Genomic DNA, 22598 nt, shown 5'->3' on the forward strand with positions numbered 1-22598 from the left:
GTTTCTGACCATTAACTTCCTATTATATTCCCTCCAAACGGAATTAGTCATGATCTCAACTAATCATTTAGATAAGGTTGTAGTTGAGATTGTAACCGCTGACGAGCCCTAGCAATACGAGACTTAACAGTTCCTAAAGAAACTCCCGTAATTTCCGCAATTTCCTCATAAGCTAGGCCTTGAATTTCCCGCAGCACAATAGTAGTGCGGAACACCTCCGGCAAATCAGCGATCGCCTCTTGTAGGTGATCATAAAACTCTCTAGTCGCTAAATCCTCATCTGGACCCGGACGATCCGCCGGCAATTCCCATTCCATCTCGCCATCATCAACAGTGCGAGGAGCATCCAGAGACAAAGCCGGTCTCACCCGTTTCCGTTTCCGCAGTTCATCATAAAATAAATTAGTCGCAATCCGGCTTAACCACCCTTGGAACTTAGCCGGTTCCTGTAGTCGCTTAATATTGCGGTAAACTCGAATCCATATTTCTTGTGCTAAATCCGCCCTATCTTGCCAATCAGGCGCTAGGTGAAACAGAATCTTATCCACATGGGACTGATATCGGCGTAATAGTTCCGTAAAGGCAAGACGGTCTGGCTGCAACCCTTCCTGACATCGTAGAACTAGATCATAGTTCGACAGCTTTTCAGGGGATAATTGCACTTCGGGAGTCGTTGCCGACCCGGAAGACCAGGATAGGGGTACAAATTGACTCATCATAGTTTCAAATTTGCGTATTGGGGCAGGCTGTTGGTCTTTGACGCGGCATGAACCGATTAAGTTCCTAATGTTCATCTGGTTAGCAGGTAGCTTCACATAAGCCAATACTAACCCAACTACTAGATCCGTCAACCCAATGTTCCTTTTTCCAAATCGGGGCGTTATGCTTTAGGGTATCAATGGCATACTGGCAAGCCTCAAAAGCCTCTCGGCGGTGAGGACAACCTACCGCCACCAATACACTAAGATCCCCAATTTGTAGATGTCCGATCCGGTGCTGTATGACCACCCGCGTTACATCAGGCCATTGAGTTTTAATCTGTTCGGCAATTTCCTGGAACACCCGCAGCGCCATGGGCTGATAGGCTTGATATTCCAAGGACTTAACCGGTTTGCCGTCCGTTTGATTGCGAACCATGCCACTCATTACCACGATCGCACCATTGGCCGGATCGTCCACCAGATTATAAACATCTTCCAAGGACAACGGCGCTAGGGAAATCGCAAAATCTGACTGAGTTGGTAAAGAATACAGGTTCATTGTTTAATTATTTCCATCTTCGGCAATATTCATCAGGATATTTAATAAGGTAAAGGGGATTCATACATCGGCATTTCATCCCTTTCTGACATTTCTCTAGCCCTTTGTTCCTGGCTGGCGATATCTTCATCACTCATGTACTCATCCGCCATTTCCAACAGTTCTGGCACTGTTACAAACTCATAACCCTGCCTTTTCAACTCCGCAATAATTCTCGGAAGAGCCGCTACTGTAGGCGCACGGTTCCCACCTCCATCGTGCATCAGCACAATACCACCCGATTTCGCTTGAGTTAAAACATTACGAGCGATCGCATCCCTACCCGATCGCCAATCTGCTGAGTCCACAGACCACATAATATTAGCGTGATTTTGGCTATGAACATACTGAACCAAACCATTAGTCATTACCCCCCCTGGCGGTCGAAATAGAGCCGTTTTAGTCCCCGTCACCTCCTCAATTAAATCCCCCGTACTATTAATCTCCTTCGCCGCTTCCGCCTGACTTACCTTATGATAACGGTGGTTCCAGGTATGATTAGCTAACGCATGACCTTCATCTGCTACTTTTTTCGCAATCTCCTTGTTATTATTCAAAGCCGCCCCAATCAAGAAAAACGTCGCCTTAATATTATTTCTTCTGAGAATATCTAAAACCTGTTCCGTCGTTCGCGGCCAAGGACCATCATCAAAAGTCAGAGCAATCACTTTCCGGTCTGGTGGCAAATTCACCTCTTTTATAGTAGTTCCTTGAAATCGTTGAGGAACCGAAAAATTAAAGCGTTCATCTTGTAACTCCCTCAAGGCTTGTTGTGTTGATTGTAACCTTTGAGTTATAGCCAGTTTTATCGATGGAATTCCTACATTTGGGGAAGGTTGTTCTGTGGGATTATTAGAGGTTTCTACCTCCCTTTGTGTCTGTCTCTGAGCCACTACTTGTTGGCTTATTGGAGGCTGATATGTAACTTTCGCTTGGCGGTCTATATGTAAAGTCCAAGGTAAAGCTACACCCATAACAAAACTACTTAATGCTGCCAATATTGCTAGAGTTAAAACTCTTTGTTGGCGGCGATATACTCTGTAGTAAGGCTGAACCACGTCATATCTCCTTCACACCAATTAAATTTTATGTTGATTTTTACTAGCTAGTTATTATTGGGGCAATTGATATACAATTACCCTAGATGAGGACAGCTTACCCTACCTAATCCCAGCTAATTCACCGGAATTTAGATAAGTTCAAGAACTGAGACAGTATCTCTATCCTAGCTTTCCTTTAAACCCCTAACCTAGGGTCAAGAGCATCATGATTTTTCAGATGTTCTTTATATAATCTAACAATTTCATTAGTAACTTGCTCAATACTGAGTCCATCGGTACTAAGTTCGATCGCATCAACCGCCTTTCGCAGTGGAGCAATAGTTCGGTTACTATCTAATTCATCCCGTCGGATGATATCCCGTTTAATCTCTTCTAAACTGGTATTTAAATCACCCTTCTGTTGTAATTCCAGATAGCGACGCTTGGCTCGTTCTTCCACAGAAGCAGTCAGAAAAATTTTCAACTCAGCATCGGGGAAAACATGAGTGCCAATATCGCGTCCTTCCGCCACCAAACCGCCCCGACGACCTAACTGCTGTTGTTGTTTAACAAGACCACGACGGACTGCTACCTGAGCCGCGATCGCCGATACATTGCGGGTAACTTCCTGGGTACGGATCGCCTCAGTCACATCAGACCCATCTATCAAAACCCTAATTTGATCTTGATCAGGAATCAACTCAATCCGTGAACCACTAACCAACTCAGCGATCGCCGGTTCATCATCCACAGATATTTGAGACTCAAGCACCTTCCAGGTAATAGCGCGATACATTGCTCCCGTATCAAGGTACATCAAATTTAACAGTTGTGCAATATGACGGGTAACAGTAGACTTCCCCGCTCCGGCCGGGCCATCTATCGCCACAATAGGCTGGCGAGTATTGAGCATGATATTATCAATTAAACGAGTATTTCCCACCGATGCGGCGATCGCCAAAAGTCCTATTTCCTCAACAGTTTCCATAGGAACTAAAGTATCCGGCGCAACCAGTTCCAAATATTCTAGCTTCACCGCCGGCACTCTCGCCAGAATTTCTTGCGCCGCCTGTAACAGACCTAATCGCGATCGCACTCCCTCACCGTAGCGCCGTCTCGCCGCCTGTAAAGCCTTATATAAAACTGTAGCTTGCTGTTTCTGTTCCCGTGTCAAATACTGATTACGGGAACTATAAGCCAGTCCCGAAGCCTCTCGAATAATCGGACAGGCCACCATCTCAATCGGCCAATTCAAATCCGCCACCATGCGCCTAATGACCGCCACTTGTTGAGCATCTTTCTGGCCAAAATAGGCGCGGTTCGGCTGAATCAAATTAAACAATTTAGCCACAATAGTTGTCACCCCCTGAAAATGTCCAGGACGGGATGCGCCACACAAACGGGACGTGAGCGAGTCAGGGACAATCACACAAGTTTGTTGAGATAAGCCAGTTTCTGTGTTTCCCGTCTCCTCAGAGCCATAAATCTCCTCAACCGACGGAGCAAATACCACATCAGCCCCATTTTCCCGACACAGTGCTAAATCCGCCTCCAAATTACGGGGGTACTTTTGGAAATCTTCCCTAGGTCCAAATTGTAGGGGGTTAACAAAGATGCTAACCACCACCACATCAGATCCATTACGAGCCTGACGAATTAAGCTCAAATGTCCTGAATGTAAACCCCCCATAGTGGGGACTAAACCTATTTGCCGATTATGGCAGGCTTGGGAATAAGATCGCCAAGCCGCAACAGTTGTAAACAGGCGCATAAAAGTAGTTTTGGGCGCAATAATTGCACCCTAGTATCAATCATTCCCTTCATTGTATAGGGAACAGCACCATCGACCTTAATTAGCTGGCGTGATCACCTCCACTGTTACCGGAGCCACCCCACTGCTAATCATACCGATCGCCTGTGCAGCTCCAGCAGACAAGTCAATAATCCGACCTCCGATAAATGGGCCTCGGTCATTAATTCTCACCACCACAGAACGACCGTTATGCTGATTGGTAACACGGACTTCTGTACCAAAAGGTAAATAACGGTGAGCCGCCGTCATAGCATCTTGGTTGTAGCGTTCACCATTAGCCGTGCGGTTCCCATGAAAACCAGGACCATACCAAGAAGCCCAACCCTGGAGACGATTAGCCACCGAACGTACAGCTACTGTAGTCACTTCTGGCTCTGGTCTTCCTTCAATCTCGCTGAGGGGTGGCGCATTACCTACCTGTCTCCGCAGGCGGTTAGTAGCTTGTAGTGCATCTGTAGCCAGATCACGGGTATTGTCGGGGAGGATAGTATTACCATCAATGGCTACTAATTTTTCCTCACCTACTTGGATCACATAATTTTTTTCCTGATCATTCCATCGGACTCTGATGGTATCTGCATCAATATTGTCTCGACTGATCTGATTAATTTTGACCGCGACATTATTGGCTCTAGCGACTGGATCGCTGGCTTGTGTGAGGTAAGCCACTATTAAATTACCAGTTGAACTCTCAGCTACATTGACAGATTGATAGTTGATGGGGCGGGCTGTCGTTTCTGAGGGGTTTTGAACAAAGGTGAGGACGGGGATATTACGAACGAAGAGGGTTGCAGCTTGTTTGTCGTCTAATTCATGGGTTTCAATTTGGGTGATGTTCCCCTGTGATCTGGCTAATTGCTCAACATGGCTTCTCCCATCACTTTCTGGACATAAAAGGCGATCGCATTCAATTTCAGCATAAGCTGGCGCGCAAACTGATAGAACCAGTAAAGAAACTAGACCACTCCAAGGTTTTGCGTTCATAAATCTCTTAGATGAAACAACCACGTTTGAACTGAAATTCACTTAAACCCTACATGGGAGCCTATTACAGCACCATAGTCATGGGTACTCAATTTCCTGTTCGCTTGGGTTGAAGGAACTGCAACACACTAGCACGAACTTTTCTATTTGGGGAGCTAGTCTGGGGGCATAGTTTGCCGTCGGACTGACAAACTGGACAGTTTGGTTCCGGCTCAAATTCCCGGTCATCAAGACTTGGGGTAATTTCTACTGACGCAATACTAAGTGGTTCCAAAAAGTATTAAAGTTTCTTATAAGCCTTATAGGAGAGTTCGCGGGCCAAGCCTGAACACAAAAAAACAACAATCAATTATGGATTATCGAGAAGCTGGTGTTGATGTGGTAGCGGGTCGGGATTTTGTTAACCGTATCCGCGATCTGGTACAGGGAACTTATCGCCCAGAAGTATTGGGTGGTTTAGGGGGTTTTGGCGGCTGCTTGGAGTTACCCACAGGCTACCGTCAACCCGTCCTGGTATCTGGTACTGATGGTGTCGGTACTAAGCTAAAGATCGCTCATGCTGTTGACCGCCACGATACTATCGGTATTGATTTGGTGGCTATGTGTGTTAATGATGTGTTGACCTGTGGTGCGGAACCTCTGTTTTTTCTCGATTATCTGGCTACCGGAAAACTAGAACCAGAACAATTAACCCAGGTGATCACCGGAATAGCTACCGGTTGTCAACAAGCTGGATGTGCTTTACTGGGGGGAGAAACGGCCGAGATGCCGGGATTCTATCACCCAGGTGAGTATGACGTGGCTGGGTTTTGTGTCGGTATTGTCGAAAAGCAACAGTTACTTGATGGTAGTCAGGTGAAAATCGCAGATGTGGCGATCGCTTTAGCTAGTAGTGGTCTCCATAGTAATGGCTTTAGTCTCGTTCGTAAGATTATCGCCGATCGCCAAATTGATTGGAATGACCGCCCTACTCAATTTGAGGGTCAAACTGTTGGCCAGGTCTGTTTGACTCCTACTCGCATTTATGTCAAACCTATTCTGAATGCTATTGCTAAGGGTTTACCCATTCATGGTATGGCTCATATTACTGGCGGAGGACTACCGGAAAATTTGCCCCGAGCTATTCCGGAAAATGCTGCTATTCGCATGATTCCCCACAGTTGGCCGATTCCTCCCATTTTTACCTGGTTGGCGGAATTGGGAGATGTTCCCCAAAGTGCTATGTGGGAAACTTTTAATATGGGTATTGGTTTTGTCGTTTTTGTCCCACCCGATCACGCCTCAGAGGCGATCGCATTCTTTCAATCACACCATATCCCTAGTTATACCGTCGGGGAGGTCGTCCCTGGAAATCGAGAATTAATTGGTTTGGAATAGCAACAGGAGAAGTTTTGGCTAAAAAAAAGCTCCTTTGAGATACAATGATATTTCGCCATCAAATACCAAAGCGACCTTAGCAAAGCAATGTCCATTCAATGGCAGACCGCTAAAACTTACCAAGATATTCTTTATTGTAAGGCGGACGGAATCGCCAAAATTACCATTAACCGCCCGGATAAGCGCAATGCTTTTCGCCCGAAAACGGTATTTGAACTGTATGATGCTTTTACAGATGCCAGGGAAGATCAGGCGATCGGTGTGGTTCTGTTTACCGGGGCTGGTCCCCATACAGATGGCAAATATGCCTTTTGTTCCGGCGGCGATCAGACTGTGCGCGGAGAAGCTGGTTATATTGATGATATCGGTGTCCCCCGTCTCAATGTTCTCGACCTCCAACGCCTAATTAGATCAATGCCTAAAGTCGTTATCGCCCTGGTAGCAGGTTATGCGATCGGCGGTGGTCATGTTCTCCATCTCATTTGTGATTTAACTATAGCCGCCGATAACGCTATTTTTGGTCAAACTGGGCCGAAAGTTGGCAGTTTTGACGGCGGCTTTGGGGCGAGTTATATGGCTCGTGTTGTCGGTCAGAAAAAAGCGCGGGAAATTTGGTTTCTCTGTCGGCAGTATAATGCCCAACAAGCCTTAGATATGGGTTTAGTTAACTGTGTCGTTCCCGTTGATCAGCTTGAGGCTGAAGGGGTCACATGGGCGTTGGAGATTTTGGAAAAAAGCCCGATCGCTATTCGCTGTTTGAAATCCGCTTTCAATGCTGACTGTGATGGTCAGGCGGGGTTACAGGAGTTGGCAGGGAATGCCACTTTGTTGTATTATATGACTGAGGAAGGAGCCGAGGGAAAACAGGCGTTTTTGGAAAAACGAAAACCAGATTTTCGTCAGTATCCATGGCTTCCTTGACCGCTTTCGCGCTAAACAGCGATCGCTTCTCAGGGTTGATCCCTTGAAGCTTCTAATTCTGGGTGAGTTGCAGTTATATTTGGGAAGTCTCCCACCATTGCTTCTCGTAGGGTCGGGAGAGTTTGATTCAGATGAATTACTGTATCCACCGTTTCCCAAGAAGGTGCAAAGACGGGAAGTGCTAGGGGACAAGCTTTCCAACTGCCCTGGACCGGAACGTGGAGTTGATGGCATAGCCCGCCACGTCTCCCCTCAGGAGTGTAGTGTTGACAACAACGACAAGCAGACGTTAACAGGTTTGAAGCTCCCATAGCAGGCTTCCTCGCTCAAGAATGATCCAATACCTATATTCTCGTATATCCTTGATCCCTGCCTATAATCCGTCATCCCTTATCCAGTATGCCTTAGAATCCGTTTTTATCGTTCAGGAAACTTTATAATTGTTTTATATTCTCTTCATATATAGATACAAACTTAGCTAATTTGTTAAAGAAATGTAAAGCATCGGGGATCCAGTTTAAAGACATCAAAACCAATTGGGGATCAATGCTAATTGATTGAATCCCCTATTCGTCTTGGCATTTATCAGGTGTCAGGAGTTCGGCAAAGCAAATGTGGCAAACAGACCAGCGTTGTAGTTCACCGGGAGGGGTGGGGGATTGACATCGAGGACATAGGGGCCAATGTTGCGATCGCCTTTGGATTTTGCTGGCCCAAATTTCCCAAGCAGCGATCGGCGTTTTCGGTGCAGCCACATCCTCAGATCCCCTCTGCTCAATAGTCCCAAATTCCCCATTAACCGGGATAGTGCTGGGATGTTGTTGAGTCTCCTTGGTTTCCGTCAAAGCACCCGCCGCCAAAAGATTAGACCCATCAGACCACTGAGCCGTGGAAAACTTGATATCATGCAAAGGATCACACAGCCACTGATTTAGGTGTCGGACAATTTGCTTACGCCTGAAGGTAAGCTCCTGAGTCCAAGCCGCGCTAGAAGTAGCTACCTGCAGAATATTTCGGTAAATCGTTATGGGTCGAGTATGAGCCTGTGCTGATTTTCCGACCACATCAGGCCAATGGCTAACTACTAGCTGAAACTGCTGTTGTTCCGGGGTGAAAATCCGGTCAGCAAAGGTATTTATAATCTGATCAATGGATTCAAAGTTCAATTAAAATCAACCCCATTTTCCAGGAATTTTGTTATGAGCCAATCTTCTCAAATTGAAACTACCTCCTCCCCCCCCCAACTACAACCAGTCCTCCAATCGGTTTTGGAAAGCCTAGACGTAAAACTAGAGCAGGAACTAACCCGCTATCGGCGATATAGAAGGCAATCTCAATCTGATAATCAGCAGCCTAGGGAGCCATCTAATAACCAATCGCAATCATTTCCAGGTGCGATCGCTCCTCCTGTCAGAACTCCAGAATTACCCGCAAGTCAAGCAGAACCACAGCGCCCCCCCACAGGCTGGGAATCAGTCGTCTTACCAGAACCCGCTCCCATTGTTCCCCATAGCCAAAACCAAACAACAGCCAACGGCAATGGTTCCAGCGTCGAAACCTCAAGCGCCACCTCACCGTTAGGCTACCTGGAATCGACCGAAAAACTGATTAGCAGCATCGAAAAACGTGCCGAATATAGAAAACAGCAACGCAGTCAAAGTTGGACTAATAGATTATTTACCCCCTTGGGGATGGTCTCTATGCTGCTGCTGTTTATTTCTAGTGCCATTTTAGGCTATGTCGTCACAGGTGGTGCCGGCTTGCAAATACTAGGCTTCAATCGTCTGTTTAGGGATTCTATGACTCCTACTTCTGAGCCAATGGATGCCAACAGAGTAGAACCGACATCTCCTAACCTGGCTACCCAGGAGTTTGTGGAGTTAGATCTCAATACCCTCAGTACCATCAATCCTAATCCTAACCCCCCTACCACTGCACCCCAAGCCGCTCCACTAGATGGCAGCGCAACACCTCCCCCCGCTCCATCTCCGTCTGTGGTGATTCCCACTGGTCCTGGACTTAATAACCTATCCCAGGAACTGTTACCTCAACCTGTCGCACCTACACCCGCACCCGCAGCACCCGCAGCACCCGCAGCACCCGCAGCACCCGCAGCACCCGCAGGCGGAACTACCCCCCAAGCTAATACTCCCACCCCGGCGAATACTCCCACCCAGGTTAATGCTAATCCTGTGAGGGCTGAAGATGGATTCTATTATGTGGTAACAGATTACGACAATGATGCCAAGCTAGAAACAGTGCGCCGAGTGGTTCCTGATGCCTACATCCGCAGATTTAAAACAGGTGTCAAAATTCAAATGGGTGCTTTGGGTGATGCGGAATCGGCTAAACTCCTCGCTGAAGAATTACGAGCCGCAGGAATTGCCGTTCAATTTGATACCCCATCACCAGGAGAGTAATCTTAACCATGGTTCACATGATAAGCCCTCCTGGTAACTCCGAGGTATTAATACCAGTAGAACCCACTTAATTGCTGATCATTTTCGGGGAACGAAAGGCTACAATAAGGACAGGTTAACCTGCTAGGTATTGCTGCTATCTGTGGATAGTATCATGCTTCGCGCCTGTCCGTTGACCATCTCTGAATATTGGTCAAGTGTTCACCTTTTCAGGTCATAATAAATGCAACTCCTGAATCAAGTTTGGCAGATGGTTGGCTCCCATGTTAGCCGCCTATTTAACCAAACTAAAGATCCTGACCAACTGCTCAAGGAAGCTATAGACCAAATGCAGTCAGATCTAGTTCAACTACGACAGATCATAGCTGATACCCGTAGCACCCAAAAACAAATAGAACAGGATTATATTGATGCTGAAAAAAGTGCCCAGGAGTGGCACAAAAGGGCTCAGTTGGGTCTGAAAAAGGGTTCTGAATCGGTAGCACGGGAGGCTCTAATTAGAAGGAAATCTTACTTACATACAGCTAGTCAGATGCAAGAACAGTTGCAGATACAGCAACAAATTTTGGCACAACTTAAATCTAATTTACGAGAACTCTCGGAGCGTGCAGCTAATGCTAAAACTCAGCGGGATCTGTATCGGTCTAGATCCTATTCTCTGGAGGCTTACCAACGTTTGAATGAAATGGAGGAAAGCCTTGATTATACTAGGATTATAGACCGCCTTGAGGAGCGAGCTATTGAATTAGAAGTGCGATCGCAAGAATTAATCAGCCGGGGAGATGAATACAACTATGATAACTATTCTGATGCCGAAATTGAAGCTGAGTTAAATGCTATGAAAGCTCAAATCCGATGGCGATCGCATTGACCATCAAATCCTATCAATATTTCACGGGTTCGGTTTAGACATCTGGGGAGGCTCTACTAATCAATCATGCGCTTATTTATTATACCCCCTATACCCAAGTTATCCTTACGTCTGGTCTTAATTGTTCCATTTTTACTACAAATTACTATAGCTTTCGGATTAACAGGATGGTTGTCTTATCGGAATAGAACTCGCGCCATAAATGACCTGGCTACCCAGTTACAAGTTGAGGTTAGTAACCGGATTAAACAGGAAATGAATACCTATCTGGAAACTCCTCACCTGATTAATCAAATTAATGTTGATGCTATCAATCAAGGGTTAATTTCCATAGATAACATTCCCGCACTAGAACGCTATCTATGGACACAATTACAGCAGTTCCCCACCGCCAGCTATATTGGTATGGGTATGGAAAACGGGGATTATATTGGCGCGGGACGCTATGATGATGGTTCCATTGAATTTGATATTTTAACTGATAGCACTAATCGTCAGTTAGAAAAATGGTTAACAGATGATCAAGGGAACCGAACTGAGTTGGTGAGTTCCCGCGATAATTATGATCCTAGAGGTAGACCTTGGTATCTGGTAGCGGTAGAGGCGGGTAAGCCAGTTTGGAGTGAGATTTATGGGTATTTTGGCTCCCAAGCCTTAGTGGTTTCTGCTAATCGACCAATTAATGATTCCCAAGGAAATTTACTCGGTGTAGCCAGCAGTGACCTAACTTTAAAGCGCATTAGTGAGTTTCTCGGTACCTTAGAAATTGGCAAAACCGGACAGACATTTATTGTGGAACGTAATGGTTATTTAGTGGGAACTTCTACCCTCGAAAAAACCTTTATTACGGATGAAGAAAATCGCGACACTGAAAGAATTTTGGCAGTCGAAAGCAGTGATATAATGACCAGAGAAACTGCCCAATATTTATTTGATAAATTGGCTGATATTAGTGAAATAAACAATCACGATCGCCTCAGTTTTTATGCTAATAGTCGGCGAGAGTTTGTCCAGGTAACTCCCATGATTGACCCTAGGGGAATTGATTGGTTAATTGTGGTGGTGGTTCCTGAAGCGGATTTTATGGAACAGATCCATGAAAATACCCGCATCACAATTTTATTATTTATGGCGGCGTTAGTGTTAGCAATAATTTTGGGTATTCTCACTGCTAGATGGATTAGTGAACCGATTTTACGCCTCAGTGAAGCCTCCAGTGCTATTGCTAGTGGGGCTCGTAATGCGACCGCTAGTGCTGAGTTAAATCAACAGGTAAAAGTTGAGAAGATTCGAGAATTGGGGATGTTATCTGAATCCTTTAATATGATGATACAAAATTTGCGGGATTCATTTATTGCACTAGAAAAGACTAACCGCGAATTAGAACAACGGGTATTAGAAAGGACGGCGGCGCTGTTTCAAGAAAAAGAGCGATCGGAAGAGTTATTACTGAATGTTTTACCTAAGCCTATTGCTGACCAGTTGAAAGCCAATAAAAAAGCTATCGCTTCTGCTATTGAAGAAGTCACTATTTTATTTGCTGATATTGTGGGATTTACTCCCCTATCAGCGCGCATGGATCCTATTGAGTTGGTGAGTTTACTTAATGAAATGTTTTCGATTTTTGATAACCTAGCCGATAAACATAAATTAGAGAAGATTAAAACTATTGGCGATGCTTATATGGTGGTGGGAGGTTTACCGCTACCGCAAAATAATCATGCGGAGGCGATCGCCGATATGGCTTTAGAAATGCAAGCAGCAATGAAACAGTTTCAAGGTAGTTATTTAATGGGTTCAGAATCATTCCAAATTCGCATTGGTATCAATACCGGAGCCGTGGTAGCTGGGGTAATTGGGATTAAAAAATTTATTTATGATTTATGGGGAGATGCGGTTAATATTGCTTCCCGCATGGAATCATCAGGAACACCCGGTTCTATTCAAGTCACCGAGGAAACCTACCACCGTCTCAAGTATAATTATATATTTAAAAAACGCGGTCTAATTCCCGTCAAAGGAAAAGGACAGATGACTACTTATTGGTTATTGGGGAAAAAACCAGTAGTAGATATTTCCTAATGATTACCATCTATCTATCAGTTAATATCCTGATCCTCAATTATCGATTTAACCGCATTAGATTGACTGAGGACATAAACACCAGCCACAGTTATTTCAACCGGAATAGTACCCAGTAAACTAGGGCTAGGGGCGAGTAATTTACCATTATACTGATTCAAAATCGGCTTAATCTGATTCAGGGAACTTTCCGCCGCCTTTTGTGTAGCAACCATTTCAGCTTTTCGCTGTTCAGGAGATAGACGTGGCGATCGCTGATGATTAGATGGGGGAACCTGGAGGAAAACCAGAACCCGGATTTTTTCCTGAGACTTGAGACCCGCCAAACGAGCAGCAAATTCGGGGCTAATTTTCATCTGGTAGTTCTCCCTAACGCAACTGTTTAATGGGGTTAATGGGGGGAGCGCTGCTGGGTTAGCATCTCCTAGCACCACCCCCAGCAAAGTTAATCCAATTATGCCGTATGGCATCATCAAAACCACCCCCCCTAATATAATCATTAAACCTATTTCAGAGCTTGTAGAGCTTCCCAAGGCTTAATTAACCCCCATCCCCAACGGTTATCCGGGCGCATTTGTTCTCCCCCAGGGTGTTCGGCTGTTTCTCGCAACACTTCCACAATTTTGCTCACTGGAACATCAGGTTGTGCAGCTAACAATAGCGCCACCACTCCAGCCACGTGGGGAGTCGCCATAGATGTACCATCCATATAAGTATACTCAAAAGACCCATTAGCCTGTTTAGTCGGAGGAACAGCCGAATAAACCTGAGCCCCAGGGGCGGATATATCCGGCTTAGTCACTAAGCGGTTAGGAGCATCATCTGGAAATACTAAACTCGCGCCACTGCTAAAAAATGTAATTCCCAGTTCCGAATTAGGGAGCATTTCCACCGCCCCAATAGAGAAAGCATTATGAGCATTTCCAGGACAGCTAGTATTACCATGATTTTCGTTACCGACCGCCACCACAGGCAGAATATCATATTGATTGATCAGCATATCAAAAACCTGGGCAAATAGAGGCTCATAGTAACTCATACCCAACGACATATTTATCACATCTGCCCCATTCTCAATTGACCAGGAAATACCCTCGATTAAGGTTCGCAGGGTGGCATTACCAATCAGAACCCCTCCCGCTAGTAAGTCCGCTTCTGGGGCGACACCAATTGAAACCCCACTTTCTGTTTTACCACCAGCCACAGTACCACAAACGTGGGTCCCATGATTTCCACCATCAAAGGAAGGCGTAGCCGTAATTCGTCGCCCTAAAGGGTCGATGACTACAAACCCTTTAACCCGGTCTTTTAAGGCTGGATGATCTCCATGTACTCCCGTATCGAGAACCGATACTGTAACCCCTTTACCTTTGGTCTTTTCCCACATTTTGGGAATTTCTAATAGTTCTAATCCCCAGGTTAACTTGTTATTTTCTTCCTGCCTCCGTAATTGTTGATAGTCAATGGCACTAGGTTCAATTAATTTGATTTTTTGGTTAGGTAAAACTGCTACCACTCCTGGTTGTTCCACTAAAGCTGGTAAAGTTTCGGCGGTCACTTCTACTGTAGCAATGGGTAATGCACCTGAACCAATAGCAGAGACATTGAAGTTTTGACCGACAGCACTTTTATAACTGGCTGCTAGTTTGCTGACTTCGGCTTGGTGACTGGTGGCGGTTTGCTGGATAGTATTAAATCTTTGTTGAGAGTCACGCGGCGCGATATTTGTGGGGTACTGTCCCTGGAAAATTACGATCGCATCTTGTTTCCCTTGGGGGTCGGTGTGGGATAAAAACGGAGCAAAAGCTGGTGAAATTTTGGGGTTAATGGTCATTATCTTATGTCCTGTGAATTGATGGGAATTACCTAGGTAGACAGGTTCACTAATCTGGTTTAGGATTACCTTGATTAGGTTGAACCATTCCCTACCTATTTAACTATTTGACCCCAGTTTACTAATATACTGACATCTGGGGTGAAGGGTTCGCACCTCTTGTGGTTGTCAGTCCTCAACTTCGTTGACCTCTCAACCATTTCCGGCAAGGTTGAGATTTTAGCTATCAGATACTGTAGCAATGCAGTCTATTTCTACCAATACATCTTTCGGTAATCTGGCTACTTCTACGCAGGCACGAGCGGGAGCATTTTCGGAATCGAAAAATTTGGCATAAATTTCATTTACGCTGCTAAAATGGCTCATATCCTTGAGGAAAATGGTGGTTTTGACTACTTCTGACCAACTGCTTTTGGCAGCAGTAAGGATCGCTTCTAGGTTCGCCATTACCTGTTTAGTCTGTTGTTCGATATCTCCTGAACCCATCAGTTGATTGGTTTCTGGGTCGATCGCAATTTGGCCAGATACAAATACCATACCATTGACGATTACAGCTTGGCTATAAGGCCCCACAGGAGCCGGGGCGTGATTGGTGCAGATGATTTGACGCTTCATATTTGGGGTGGTTATAACTGCTATTGTTGATGCTTATTTTACACCTGATCGTCAATATGCGATCGCCCCTTTTTCTATTTTCATCTTCCCGAAATTGCCCGAATCATTGCCCGGATCAACAACACAGTATAAAATTACTCTAGGAGGGAATTATTGCCGGGTAATATTCTCCAACCTACCGCAGTGGCAGTTAACTCGAAATGACTATGATTGATGAAGGTGTTATCAAATATCAATGTAATTGGATAGAGGCTGAACCCTTAGCCTCCCCAGTCTTAGCCGAGTTAATGTATTGGCGCGATCGCTTGTATTCTTTGGGACTCATTGGAGTCTATGACAACGGCATAGGGTTTGGTAATATCAGTGTGCGTCTGGGAAACTCTGGAGAATTTATCATCACTGGAACCCAAACCGGACACCTAGCCCATTTAACCCCCCAGCATTATACCTTGGTTTCCGATTTTAGTTGGCAGGAAAATTGGATCACCTGTCGCGGTCCGATTCAAGCCTCATCAGAAGCCTTAACTCATGCTGCCATATATAGCCATCAACCTCAAATTAAGGCGATCGCCCATGTTCATAATCCCCAAATTTGGCAGCAATTAATGTTTAAAGTTCCCACCACTAACCCTAATGTTCCCTATGGAACCCCGCAAATGGCAGAGGAAATGTTCCGTTTATTTGCACAGGAAAATCTAGCCGATCACCAAATTTTAGTCATGGGAGGACATCAAGACGGCTTTTTGAGTTTTGGTCAGAATTTGACAGAAGCTGGGGAAATTCTGCTACAATCGGTTAACATATATCCGACAACATAACTATAGTTGGAGTCTTATGCAAAGACGTTCTATCGATTCCTTAGAAATCAATCGTCGCGCAGTACAACTGTTTGATGCTGCCTCTAACCGCTATAAAATTACTGTTCAGGTCGCTAAACGCGCCAAGCAGTGCCGCTACGAGGATTTTGATAATTTTGACGATAATCTGATGAAGCCAGTTATGCGGGCTATTGTGGAAATGTCCGATGAGTTGACCCAACCCGAAATTATTGTTGATCGCTAAAGTTTCATGAGACCAAGTTCCATAAAGCGATCGCCATATCCTAGACTCGTTGCATTAGCAGTCGCGAGTCTGGTCCTATTCACAGCGATCGCTACATTGACCAAATCTCCGACCCGCGCCCAAATCCCCCCCCAGCATTCCTCACAATTAGCCCAAGGGGGAATGTTGCGGGTGCGTGATGTTTGGCAACAGGTATATGAACTTTTGCCAGACCTACCCAAGGAAAATCACCACATTTCCACCGAAACCGGAGAACCTGCCGAAGATAACACCCTAATTGATCGGCTAATTCGCTATCACGTTTATATCCAAAATCGCCCTACCCAATTTCGCCTAGACTGGAAACTGACCCTGGCTGATTATTTAGGTGCTAATAAAATAATGCGGCCTGAGCAATACCCCCGCGCTCGTGTTTTGCGGGAAAATCCCCTAGAGGGAGACAAAAAGGCGATCGGCTCCTTAAATAGACAACAACGGGATGCCTTAGTTGATGTTCTCGTCGGTATCTTTAATCCTAGCGCTGCTGATGCCGTATCCGAAAGACAACCCCCAGCAGACCCGCCGTCAACACCTCCCCCATCAAATGCTGGTGATAATCGCCGTTTTTCCCTCCCTCCCCTTCCCCAGCCGGGAGACTCAGAATTGTTGCTTCCTTAGTTGAGTTAACAAATGGACAAAATTTTGAGAAATGGGGCTGGCTGGCGGTTAGGCTGGGACCCCAACGCCTCGGAGTTTAAGGGGTTAGTCGGGGGAGAAGGATGGGCGGTTGAGTTAACGGAACCGGAATTAGATGATTTGTGTCGTCTGTGTGGACAACTCGCCGACACCGTTAGCCAAATAGCTGCGGAAATTATGGACTCCGAACGCCTCACCTGTGAAGCTGAAAGCGATCGGCTTTGGGTACAGCTAGAAGGCGTACCCCACGCCTACAGCCTAGAGTTTATTCTGAGTAACGGGCGGCGCTGTGAGGGAAGTTGGCCCCCGGAGGCAGTCCCGGAACTTCTGGCCGCCATGAAAATTTTAAAAATGTTCTAAAAAGTTGTTGGAAATTTCGATTATGTGTGTTATGCTAGTGAAGCACATCGGGGCGTAGCGCAGCTTGGTAGCGCACCACTTTGGGGTAGTGGGGGTCGTGGGTTCAAATCCCGCCGCTCCGATTTTACTTAAACCCTTATCCTAAGGGCGAGCGACGGGAACACTTAACCCGGTAGTCGCTCTGTTGCAGCCAATTTGCAGACAATTTGCACCTAGCATAGGGGTAGAAACTATTGTAACTCAATCGAACCAAGTTGGAAGAGATGAAACGGACGCTGTTTGCAATTATTCTAGGTGTGTTTATCGCGGTCACTTTTTTGGTAGTCCCGCCCGCAGTTGCTGCTACAAATGCGGTTACGGGAGGACAAGGTAACCCGACAACTAAGCCAGTGGTCAACCAGACAGCAAGGAAAAGAACAGACAATTCTCGGGCTAAATGTGACCCTTCCTATCCTGATATTTGCATCCCACCTTACCCACCAGATCTAAATTGTAAGGATATCTCCGATCGCAGTTTCGGGTGATCGGTTCTGACCCCCATAAGTTCGATCGCGATCGAGATGGAATTGGTTGCGAGAATTAGCCATTAGTCCTATCCGAAAACCTATGCTCTAACTTAACTGTTAATTAAGCCCACGATTGACTAATGCTTAAAAATATCATCGAACTGCATTAAATCTAAGGTTACAATAGTCGGCAAACATTGGAAACAATCCAGGGCTAAATCCCAGCGTTCCTCACGCTTGAGCATCTGGTTTAACTTATCTTTAGCTGATAGTAAATATCGCACATCATTAGCTGCATAATTAAGCTGATTTTCCGATAAATTTGCAGCATTTCCCCAATCGGAACTTTGAGAAGATTTATCTAATTCCACCCCCTCCAATTCCATGATTAAATCTTTTAAGCCATGTTTGCCAGTATAAGTCCTGGCTAATTTACTGGCAATTTTAGTACAAAATACTGGGTTAACTTCAATCCCCAGATTATGGCGCAAAGTAGCGACATCAAACCGGGCGAAGTGAAAAACCTTGAGGATATTAGTGGTTTCTAAAAGGGTTTTTAAATTGGGTGCTTCCCTTTGTCCGCGTTCAATCCGAATCGCCACCACCTGTCCTTTCGGGTCACAAATTTGCACCAAACAGAGGCGATCGCGCCAAGGTAATAAACCCATAGTTTCCGTATCGATAGCCAAAGCCTCAGCTTCCATGAACTCCGAAACACGAGAATCACTCAAATCGCGATCGCACACCTGAAAATCATTCATAATCACGCACCCCTCTGGTGGTTTATTGAACCATATATCCTCTCACTGAGGGCGGACAAAAATCTGGGTAAAATAATACTCCCCCTTAGCATTTATAGCCACACCAATTCCAGTCAAAGAATAGTCACCGATCATATTTTTATGATGACCCGGGCTATCAATCCAACCTTTAACCGCCTGCTTTACCGGATCAGCATAACCATAATTATAAGCCAGATTTTCAGCAATTTGGCGGAAGCGGATCTGACTACCGACAGCCTCAAACCTTTCTTTTGAACCATCATGGCTAAACCGAACCCGTCCCGTCGCCATATCCTCCGAATGACGGCGAGACTCATTACTGATACGAGAGTCCAGTTGTAGAGGTGACAAACCTCGGCTTTGGCGGTACTCATTCACCTGTTGATGAACCTGTCGTTCCAAACTAGCAATATCTCTGGTAGAAGCAATCACATAATTTGAGGGATTAACCACTGAGAAAAAACCCACTTCCGGGAGGAAATGATAACCCAAGATTAACCCCATTCCCACAGAAGCCAAAGCCATTAAATTGCGTGTCATAGTCAAATCTCTGAATCAAGAAACTTAGCTACTGTTTGCACATCCTTATCACCCCGTCCCGAACAATTGAGAACAATATTAGGGCTACCTTCGAGTTGAGGACAGAGAGTTTCTAAATAAGCGATCGCATGGGAAGTTTCCAAAGCCGGAATAATACCCTCCAACTGGGATAAACGCCCTAAAGCATCCACCGCCTCCCGGTCAGTAACGCTGTAATATTCAGCCCGTTGGGTATCCTTCAGATAGCTGTGTTCCGGTCCCACTCCCGGATAATCCAACCCGGCGCTAATAGAATGTGCTTCAATAATCTGACCATCATCATCCTGCAATAGATAACTCATAGCGCCATGTAGAACCCCCACACGCCCATGAGTTAGGGTGGCGGCGTGTTTTCCGGTCTCAATACCAGATCCGGCTGCTTCTACGCCAATTAGACGCACAGAGGACTCATTGACAAACTCATAAAACAACCCCATAGCATTCGACCCACCACCAACACAGGCGATCAGAATATCCGGTAAACCACCCCATTTTTCTAAACACTGGGCGCGGGTTTCCCGACCAATCACCCCATGAAAATCTCGCACCATCATTGGGTAAGGATGGGGGCCAGCCACAGAACCCAGAATATAGTGGGTAGTTTCCACATTCGTCACCCAATCCCGAATCGCCTCAGAAGTGGCATCCTTCAGGGTTCCGGTTCCCGCTGCCACCGGTCTGACTTCTGCCCCTAATAGCCTCATTCTAAAGACATTCAGGGCTTGGCGTTCCATATCCTGTACGCCCATATAGATTACACAGTCTAAGCCGTAGCGGGCGCAAACCGTAGCGGTAGCGACTCCATGTTGACCCGCCCCAGTTTCCGCAATAATCCGTTTTTTGCCCATTTTGCAGGCTAGGAGAGCTTGGGCGAGGGCGTTGTTGATTTTATGAGCGCCAGTATGGTTGAGGTCTTCCCGTTTTAAGTAGATTTTCGGACCGCTACCGTCAGGTCTAGCATAGCGATCGCTTAAACGGGGGGCAAAATACAGGGGACTCGGCCGCCCCACATAGTCCCGCAATAAATCTTCTAGTTCCCTTTGAAAGTCGCGATCGCTCACATAATGTTTAAAAGCCGCTTCCAGTTCGGCCAAAGCTGGCATTAAAGTTTCCGGGACATATTTACCACCAAATTGCCCAAACCGTCCTACAGATGGGTCAATTACTGGATTGGGGTTCGTTGATGAGTTGGAATGTAGGGGAGTGGTTGTCATGAACAGGGGATTAATTTTCAGTACATCCAATGATTATAAGCCCTTCGAGACAGGTTGCACAATCGCCCTAGGAGTTGATATTGGTCTGTACATCAAAGCTATTTCCGACATAAGTTTGTCGGACACAGCCCACAATACTTGTCTGAATCGCAGCTAAAATCATTAAGCGAGATTTTTATATGCCCTACCATGCTCAAACATAGTGACTTTTCCCAAATAGACCAGACCATTCGCGTCCAAATTCTCAGCGAAGCACTCCCCTATATCCAAAAATTTGCTGGTCGTACCATTGTCGTTAAATATGGCGGCGCGGCCATGAAAGACAGTAACCTTAAAGATACTGTCATGCGAGATATTGTGCTGCTGTCCTGTGTTGGTATTCGGCCAGTGGTAGTACATGGTGGAGGCCCAGAAATCAATACCTGGTTAGGGAAACTGGGAATTGAACCCCAATTCAAAAACGGCTTACGGGTCACAGATGCCCCCACAATGGATGTAGTCGAAATGGTACTCGTGGGGCGAGTCAATAAAGAAATTGTCTCCCTCATCAATCAGGTAGGAGGTTTAGCAGTAGGATTATGTGGTAAAGATGCTAACCTGATCCGCGCTCGTCCCCAGGGTGAAGAGGGCATAGGATTTGTGGGAGAGGTAACCAGTATTGATACCAAGTTACTAGAATCCTTAGTTGATGGCGGTTATATTCCTGTAGTGTCCAGCGTAGCATCTGATGAAACAGGTCAAGCCTACAATATCAATGCTGACACTGTTGCTGGTGAAATCGCCGCCGCTTTAGGGGCCGAAAAATTGATTTTGCTCACCGACACAGCCGGAATTTTAGAGGACTACCATAAACCCGAGACCCTCATTGCCAAGTTAGACATTCAGGAAGCCAGGGGACTGATTGAACGAGGAATTGTGGCTGGCGGTATGATTCCTAAAGTTACCTGCTGTGTGCGGAGTCTCGCCCAGGGAGTACGCGCCGCCCATATTATCGATGGTCGCCTTCCCCATGCCTTGCTTCAGGAAATCTTTACCGACGCGGGAATTGGCTCTATGTTAGTAGCCTCTGACCTTAAATACTAATAGCCAATCCCGTCACTTAATCATATAGCGGGCTATCTAGCCCGCACCCCGGAGAAGGGGCAACCCTTGTTGGCACGGTATGCCTCATCTGCACCGTAGCCCCAATTCGTCAATTAGGGCTACTGCCATTAGTGGTGGGTTGTTGACTATGCTTTAGGCTCAATACGAGCGTAGAAAGCACCACGGATTTTCACCTCAACAGCTTCTTTCGCACCTAAATCATTATCAGAAGGCTGTTCGCTTTCAAAAATGCCAGCAATTTCGCCAGTTTCGCCATCAACTTTAGCTACCTGTAGGGAAATATGACCAGCCTTAAACTTGGTATCAGCAAGTTTAACATTGGCATTAACATAATCTTCCTCGTCAGCAGTAGCAGGTAAAGCCACAGCATTATCATAACCAGAAGCCAAACCCCGTGCCTTCGGATCGAGGAAAGTTGAACCCCGATAGGAAGGGACATTAAAATCCCCAGAGAAGTCGGTAGAAGTATTAATGCTAGTCAGTCCAGGTTGACTGGTGGCTACTAACCCTTTAATAGTGAATAGGAATGGCACTTGCTCACCACCAGGGAGTAAAACGGTAATGGGCTGAAAATCAATCCCATCTTTTTCAGTAAATTTCAGGCTGCCATCTGGCTGAAATTTCAAGAGACCGCGAACCTGGTCTAAGCTATAAGTGAAGCGAGTTAACAATCTGCCTGGTACAAACTCAGCCTCTTGTCGCTTATTAGCCGGTTCTTCTTTCACAAAGTAGCTAGTAGGTTGCAGACACAAGCCTGTAATTTCATAGGAAGCATTTTGGTCAAGGGGAATTGAACCCCGGGCGGTTTCAGGAAGACTCGGACAGTTAACCGCTAAACCAGTGTTCCGAATATCATCATAAGTTAGTAATGATGGATCTTTTGCGGATGGACTTTCAGAGCAAGCTGTGAGTACCGAAAGGCAAAATGCCAAGAATGTCGCCACTAAAGCGCGATATTTCATTTTCAACCTCAATATCCAAAATCGATATGTGACATAATTTTCTAGTTGGCAGAATCGACGCTCCCCGCTCCCTAGATTGAGCGAGTCACCTGATCCCA

At 45.8% G+C, this 22598-nt stretch carries 25 protein-coding genes and 1 tRNA gene; 12 read left to right on the plus strand and 14 right to left on the minus strand.

The window, feature by feature from the left end:
* Window positions 1-59: 59 nt before the first annotated feature.
* The 5 genes from P5674_RS08335 to P5674_RS08355 all read right to left on the minus strand — a co-directional run bounded on the left by P5674_RS08335 (window position 60) and on the right by P5674_RS08355 (window position 5136).
* Window positions 60-716 (minus strand): sigma-70 family RNA polymerase sigma factor, encoded by a 657-nt coding sequence (locus P5674_RS08335; RefSeq protein ID WP_006618962.1) that lies wholly within the window; start codon window positions 714-716, stop codon window positions 60-62.
* Between the two features lie 82 nt (window positions 717-798).
* Window positions 799-1260: a molybdenum cofactor biosynthesis protein MoaE gene (locus tag P5674_RS08340; RefSeq protein ID WP_014277270.1), complete on the minus strand. Its 462-nt coding sequence runs from the start codon at window positions 1258-1260 to the stop codon at window positions 799-801.
* Window positions 1261-1301: 41 nt separating this feature from the next.
* Window positions 1302-2357, minus strand: a complete 1056-nt coding sequence (locus P5674_RS08345) for a polysaccharide deacetylase family protein (RefSeq protein ID WP_006618964.1) — start codon at window positions 2355-2357, stop codon at window positions 1302-1304.
* A 178-nt stretch (window positions 2358-2535) separates the two neighbouring features.
* Window positions 2536-4110 (minus strand): bifunctional pantoate--beta-alanine ligase/(d)CMP kinase, encoded by a 1575-nt coding sequence (locus P5674_RS08350; protein WP_315669930.1) that lies wholly within the window; start codon window positions 4108-4110, stop codon window positions 2536-2538.
* Window positions 4111-4188: 78 nt separating this feature from the next.
* On the minus strand, window positions 4189-5136 hold the full coding sequence (locus P5674_RS08355) for a septal ring lytic transglycosylase RlpA family protein (protein ID WP_315669931.1): 948 nt from the start codon (window positions 5134-5136) through the stop codon (window positions 4189-4191).
* 351 nt (window positions 5137-5487) lie between these two features.
* Here P5674_RS08355 and purM point away from each other — a divergent pair, with 351 nt between their 5' ends.
* Window positions 5488-6513, plus strand: coding sequence for a phosphoribosylformylglycinamidine cyclo-ligase (gene purM / locus P5674_RS08360; RefSeq protein ID WP_006625103.1), 1026 nt, complete (start codon window positions 5488-5490; stop codon window positions 6511-6513).
* Between the two features lie 87 nt (window positions 6514-6600).
* Complete coding sequence (gene menB, locus P5674_RS08365; RefSeq protein WP_006625102.1) at window positions 6601-7434, plus strand: 1,4-dihydroxy-2-naphthoyl-CoA synthase; 834 nt, start codon at window positions 6601-6603, stop codon at window positions 7432-7434.
* Between the two features lie 29 nt (window positions 7435-7463).
* Here the strand turns inward: menB and P5674_RS08370 are convergent, their stop codons facing one another.
* Window positions 7464-7745 carry a hypothetical protein gene (locus P5674_RS08370; protein WP_006668788.1) on the minus strand — a complete coding sequence of 94 codons (282 nt, stop codon included), beginning with the start codon at window positions 7743-7745 and terminating at the stop codon, window positions 7464-7466.
* Window positions 7746-8000: 255 nt separating this feature from the next.
* Window positions 8001-8600 (minus strand): DUF721 domain-containing protein, encoded by a 600-nt coding sequence (locus P5674_RS08375; RefSeq protein WP_006625100.1) that lies wholly within the window; start codon window positions 8598-8600, stop codon window positions 8001-8003.
* Window positions 8601-8633: 33 nt separating this feature from the next.
* Between P5674_RS08375 and P5674_RS08380 the strand changes: the two genes are divergently transcribed.
* The 3 genes from P5674_RS08380 (at window position 8634) to P5674_RS08390 (ending at window position 12807) form a co-directional block, all read left to right on the plus strand.
* Window positions 8634-9854, plus strand: coding sequence for a hypothetical protein (locus tag P5674_RS08380; protein ID WP_006625099.1), 1221 nt, complete (start codon window positions 8634-8636; stop codon window positions 9852-9854).
* Between the two features lie 223 nt (window positions 9855-10077).
* On the plus strand, window positions 10078-10725 hold the full coding sequence (locus tag P5674_RS08385; RefSeq protein WP_006625098.1) for a PspA/IM30 family protein: 648 nt from the start codon (window positions 10078-10080) through the stop codon (window positions 10723-10725).
* A gap of 66 nt (window positions 10726-10791) precedes the next feature.
* Window positions 10792-12807, plus strand: coding sequence for an adenylate/guanylate cyclase domain-containing protein (locus P5674_RS08390; protein ID WP_006617441.1), 2016 nt, complete (start codon window positions 10792-10794; stop codon window positions 12805-12807).
* 17 nt (window positions 12808-12824) lie between these two features.
* Here the strand turns inward: P5674_RS08390 and P5674_RS08395 are convergent, their stop codons facing one another.
* The 3 genes from P5674_RS08395 to P5674_RS08405 form a co-directional block, all read right to left on the minus strand.
* Window positions 12825-13163 (minus strand): DNA primase, encoded by a 339-nt coding sequence (locus P5674_RS08395; protein WP_231852032.1) that lies wholly within the window; start codon window positions 13161-13163, stop codon window positions 12825-12827.
* Window positions 13164-13312: 149 nt separating this feature from the next.
* Entirely contained in the window at window positions 13313-14641 is a 1329-nt protein-coding gene (locus P5674_RS08400; RefSeq protein WP_006617443.1) for a S8 family serine peptidase, read from the minus strand.
* A gap of 219 nt (window positions 14642-14860) precedes the next feature.
* Window positions 14861-15256 carry a RidA family protein gene (locus P5674_RS08405; protein WP_006617444.1) on the minus strand — a complete coding sequence of 132 codons (396 nt, stop codon included), beginning with the start codon at window positions 15254-15256 and terminating at the stop codon, window positions 14861-14863.
* Window positions 15257-15456: 200 nt separating this feature from the next.
* Here P5674_RS08405 and P5674_RS08410 point away from each other — a divergent pair, with 200 nt between their 5' ends.
* The 5 genes from P5674_RS08410 to P5674_RS08430 all read left to right on the plus strand — a co-directional run bounded on the left by P5674_RS08410 (window position 15457) and on the right by P5674_RS08430 (window position 17475).
* The gene (locus P5674_RS08410; protein WP_014277263.1) at window positions 15457-16074 is read left to right on the plus strand and encodes a class II aldolase/adducin family protein; all 618 of its coding nucleotides are present in this window, start codon (window positions 15457-15459) and stop codon (window positions 16072-16074) included.
* A 16-nt stretch (window positions 16075-16090) separates the two neighbouring features.
* Window positions 16091-16318, plus strand: a complete 228-nt coding sequence (locus tag P5674_RS08415) for a DNA-directed RNA polymerase subunit omega (protein WP_006617446.1) — start codon at window positions 16091-16093, stop codon at window positions 16316-16318.
* A 6-nt stretch (window positions 16319-16324) separates the two neighbouring features.
* A complete protein-coding gene (locus P5674_RS08420) occupies window positions 16325-16975 on the plus strand; it encodes a hypothetical protein (protein ID WP_014277262.1) in 651 nt (216 codons plus the stop codon).
* A 12-nt stretch (window positions 16976-16987) separates the two neighbouring features.
* Window positions 16988-17353 carry a DUF1818 family protein gene (locus tag P5674_RS08425; protein WP_006617448.1) on the plus strand — a complete coding sequence of 122 codons (366 nt, stop codon included), beginning with the start codon at window positions 16988-16990 and terminating at the stop codon, window positions 17351-17353.
* Window positions 17354-17401: 48 nt separating this feature from the next.
* A tRNA-Pro gene (locus tag P5674_RS08430) sits at window positions 17402-17475 on the plus strand.
* Between the two features lie 521 nt (window positions 17476-17996).
* On the opposite strand, the gene P5674_RS08440 is transcribed toward P5674_RS08430, so the two are convergent.
* From P5674_RS08440 to trpB, 3 genes are read right to left on the minus strand one after another with little or no spacing between them, the layout of a single operon-like run.
* Window positions 17997-18620: a ribonuclease H-like domain-containing protein gene (locus P5674_RS08440; protein WP_014277260.1), complete on the minus strand. Its 624-nt coding sequence runs from the start codon at window positions 18618-18620 to the stop codon at window positions 17997-17999.
* Between the two features lie 42 nt (window positions 18621-18662).
* A complete protein-coding gene (locus P5674_RS08445) occupies window positions 18663-19181 on the minus strand; it encodes a CAP domain-containing protein (protein ID WP_006617450.1) in 519 nt (172 codons plus the stop codon).
* A gap of 2 nt (window positions 19182-19183) precedes the next feature.
* Window positions 19184-20434: a tryptophan synthase subunit beta gene (gene trpB, locus P5674_RS08450; protein WP_014277259.1), complete on the minus strand. Its 1251-nt coding sequence runs from the start codon at window positions 20432-20434 to the stop codon at window positions 19184-19186.
* Here trpB and P5674_RS08455 point away from each other — a divergent pair.
* Window positions 20433-20591 (plus strand): hypothetical protein, encoded by a 159-nt coding sequence (locus P5674_RS08455; RefSeq protein ID WP_157888751.1) that lies wholly within the window; start codon window positions 20433-20435, stop codon window positions 20589-20591. The genes trpB and P5674_RS08455 overlap by 2 nt on opposite strands.
* A 32-nt stretch (window positions 20592-20623) precedes the next feature.
* A complete protein-coding gene (gene argB, locus P5674_RS08460) occupies window positions 20624-21517 on the plus strand; it encodes an acetylglutamate kinase (RefSeq protein WP_006616814.1) in 894 nt (297 codons plus the stop codon).
* 146 nt (window positions 21518-21663) lie between these two features.
* Here argB and P5674_RS08465 read toward each other — a convergent pair whose 3' ends face one another.
* Window positions 21664-22500, minus strand: coding sequence for a photosystem II manganese-stabilizing polypeptide (locus P5674_RS08465; protein WP_006616815.1), 837 nt, complete (start codon window positions 22498-22500; stop codon window positions 21664-21666).
* Window positions 22501-22598: the final 98 nt, after the last annotated feature.

It is taken from the genome of Limnospira sp. PMC 289.06 (genome assembly GCF_032350395.1).
GTDB classification, from domain to species: domain Bacteria; phylum Cyanobacteriota; class Cyanobacteriia; order Cyanobacteriales; family Microcoleaceae; genus Limnospira; species Limnospira platensis.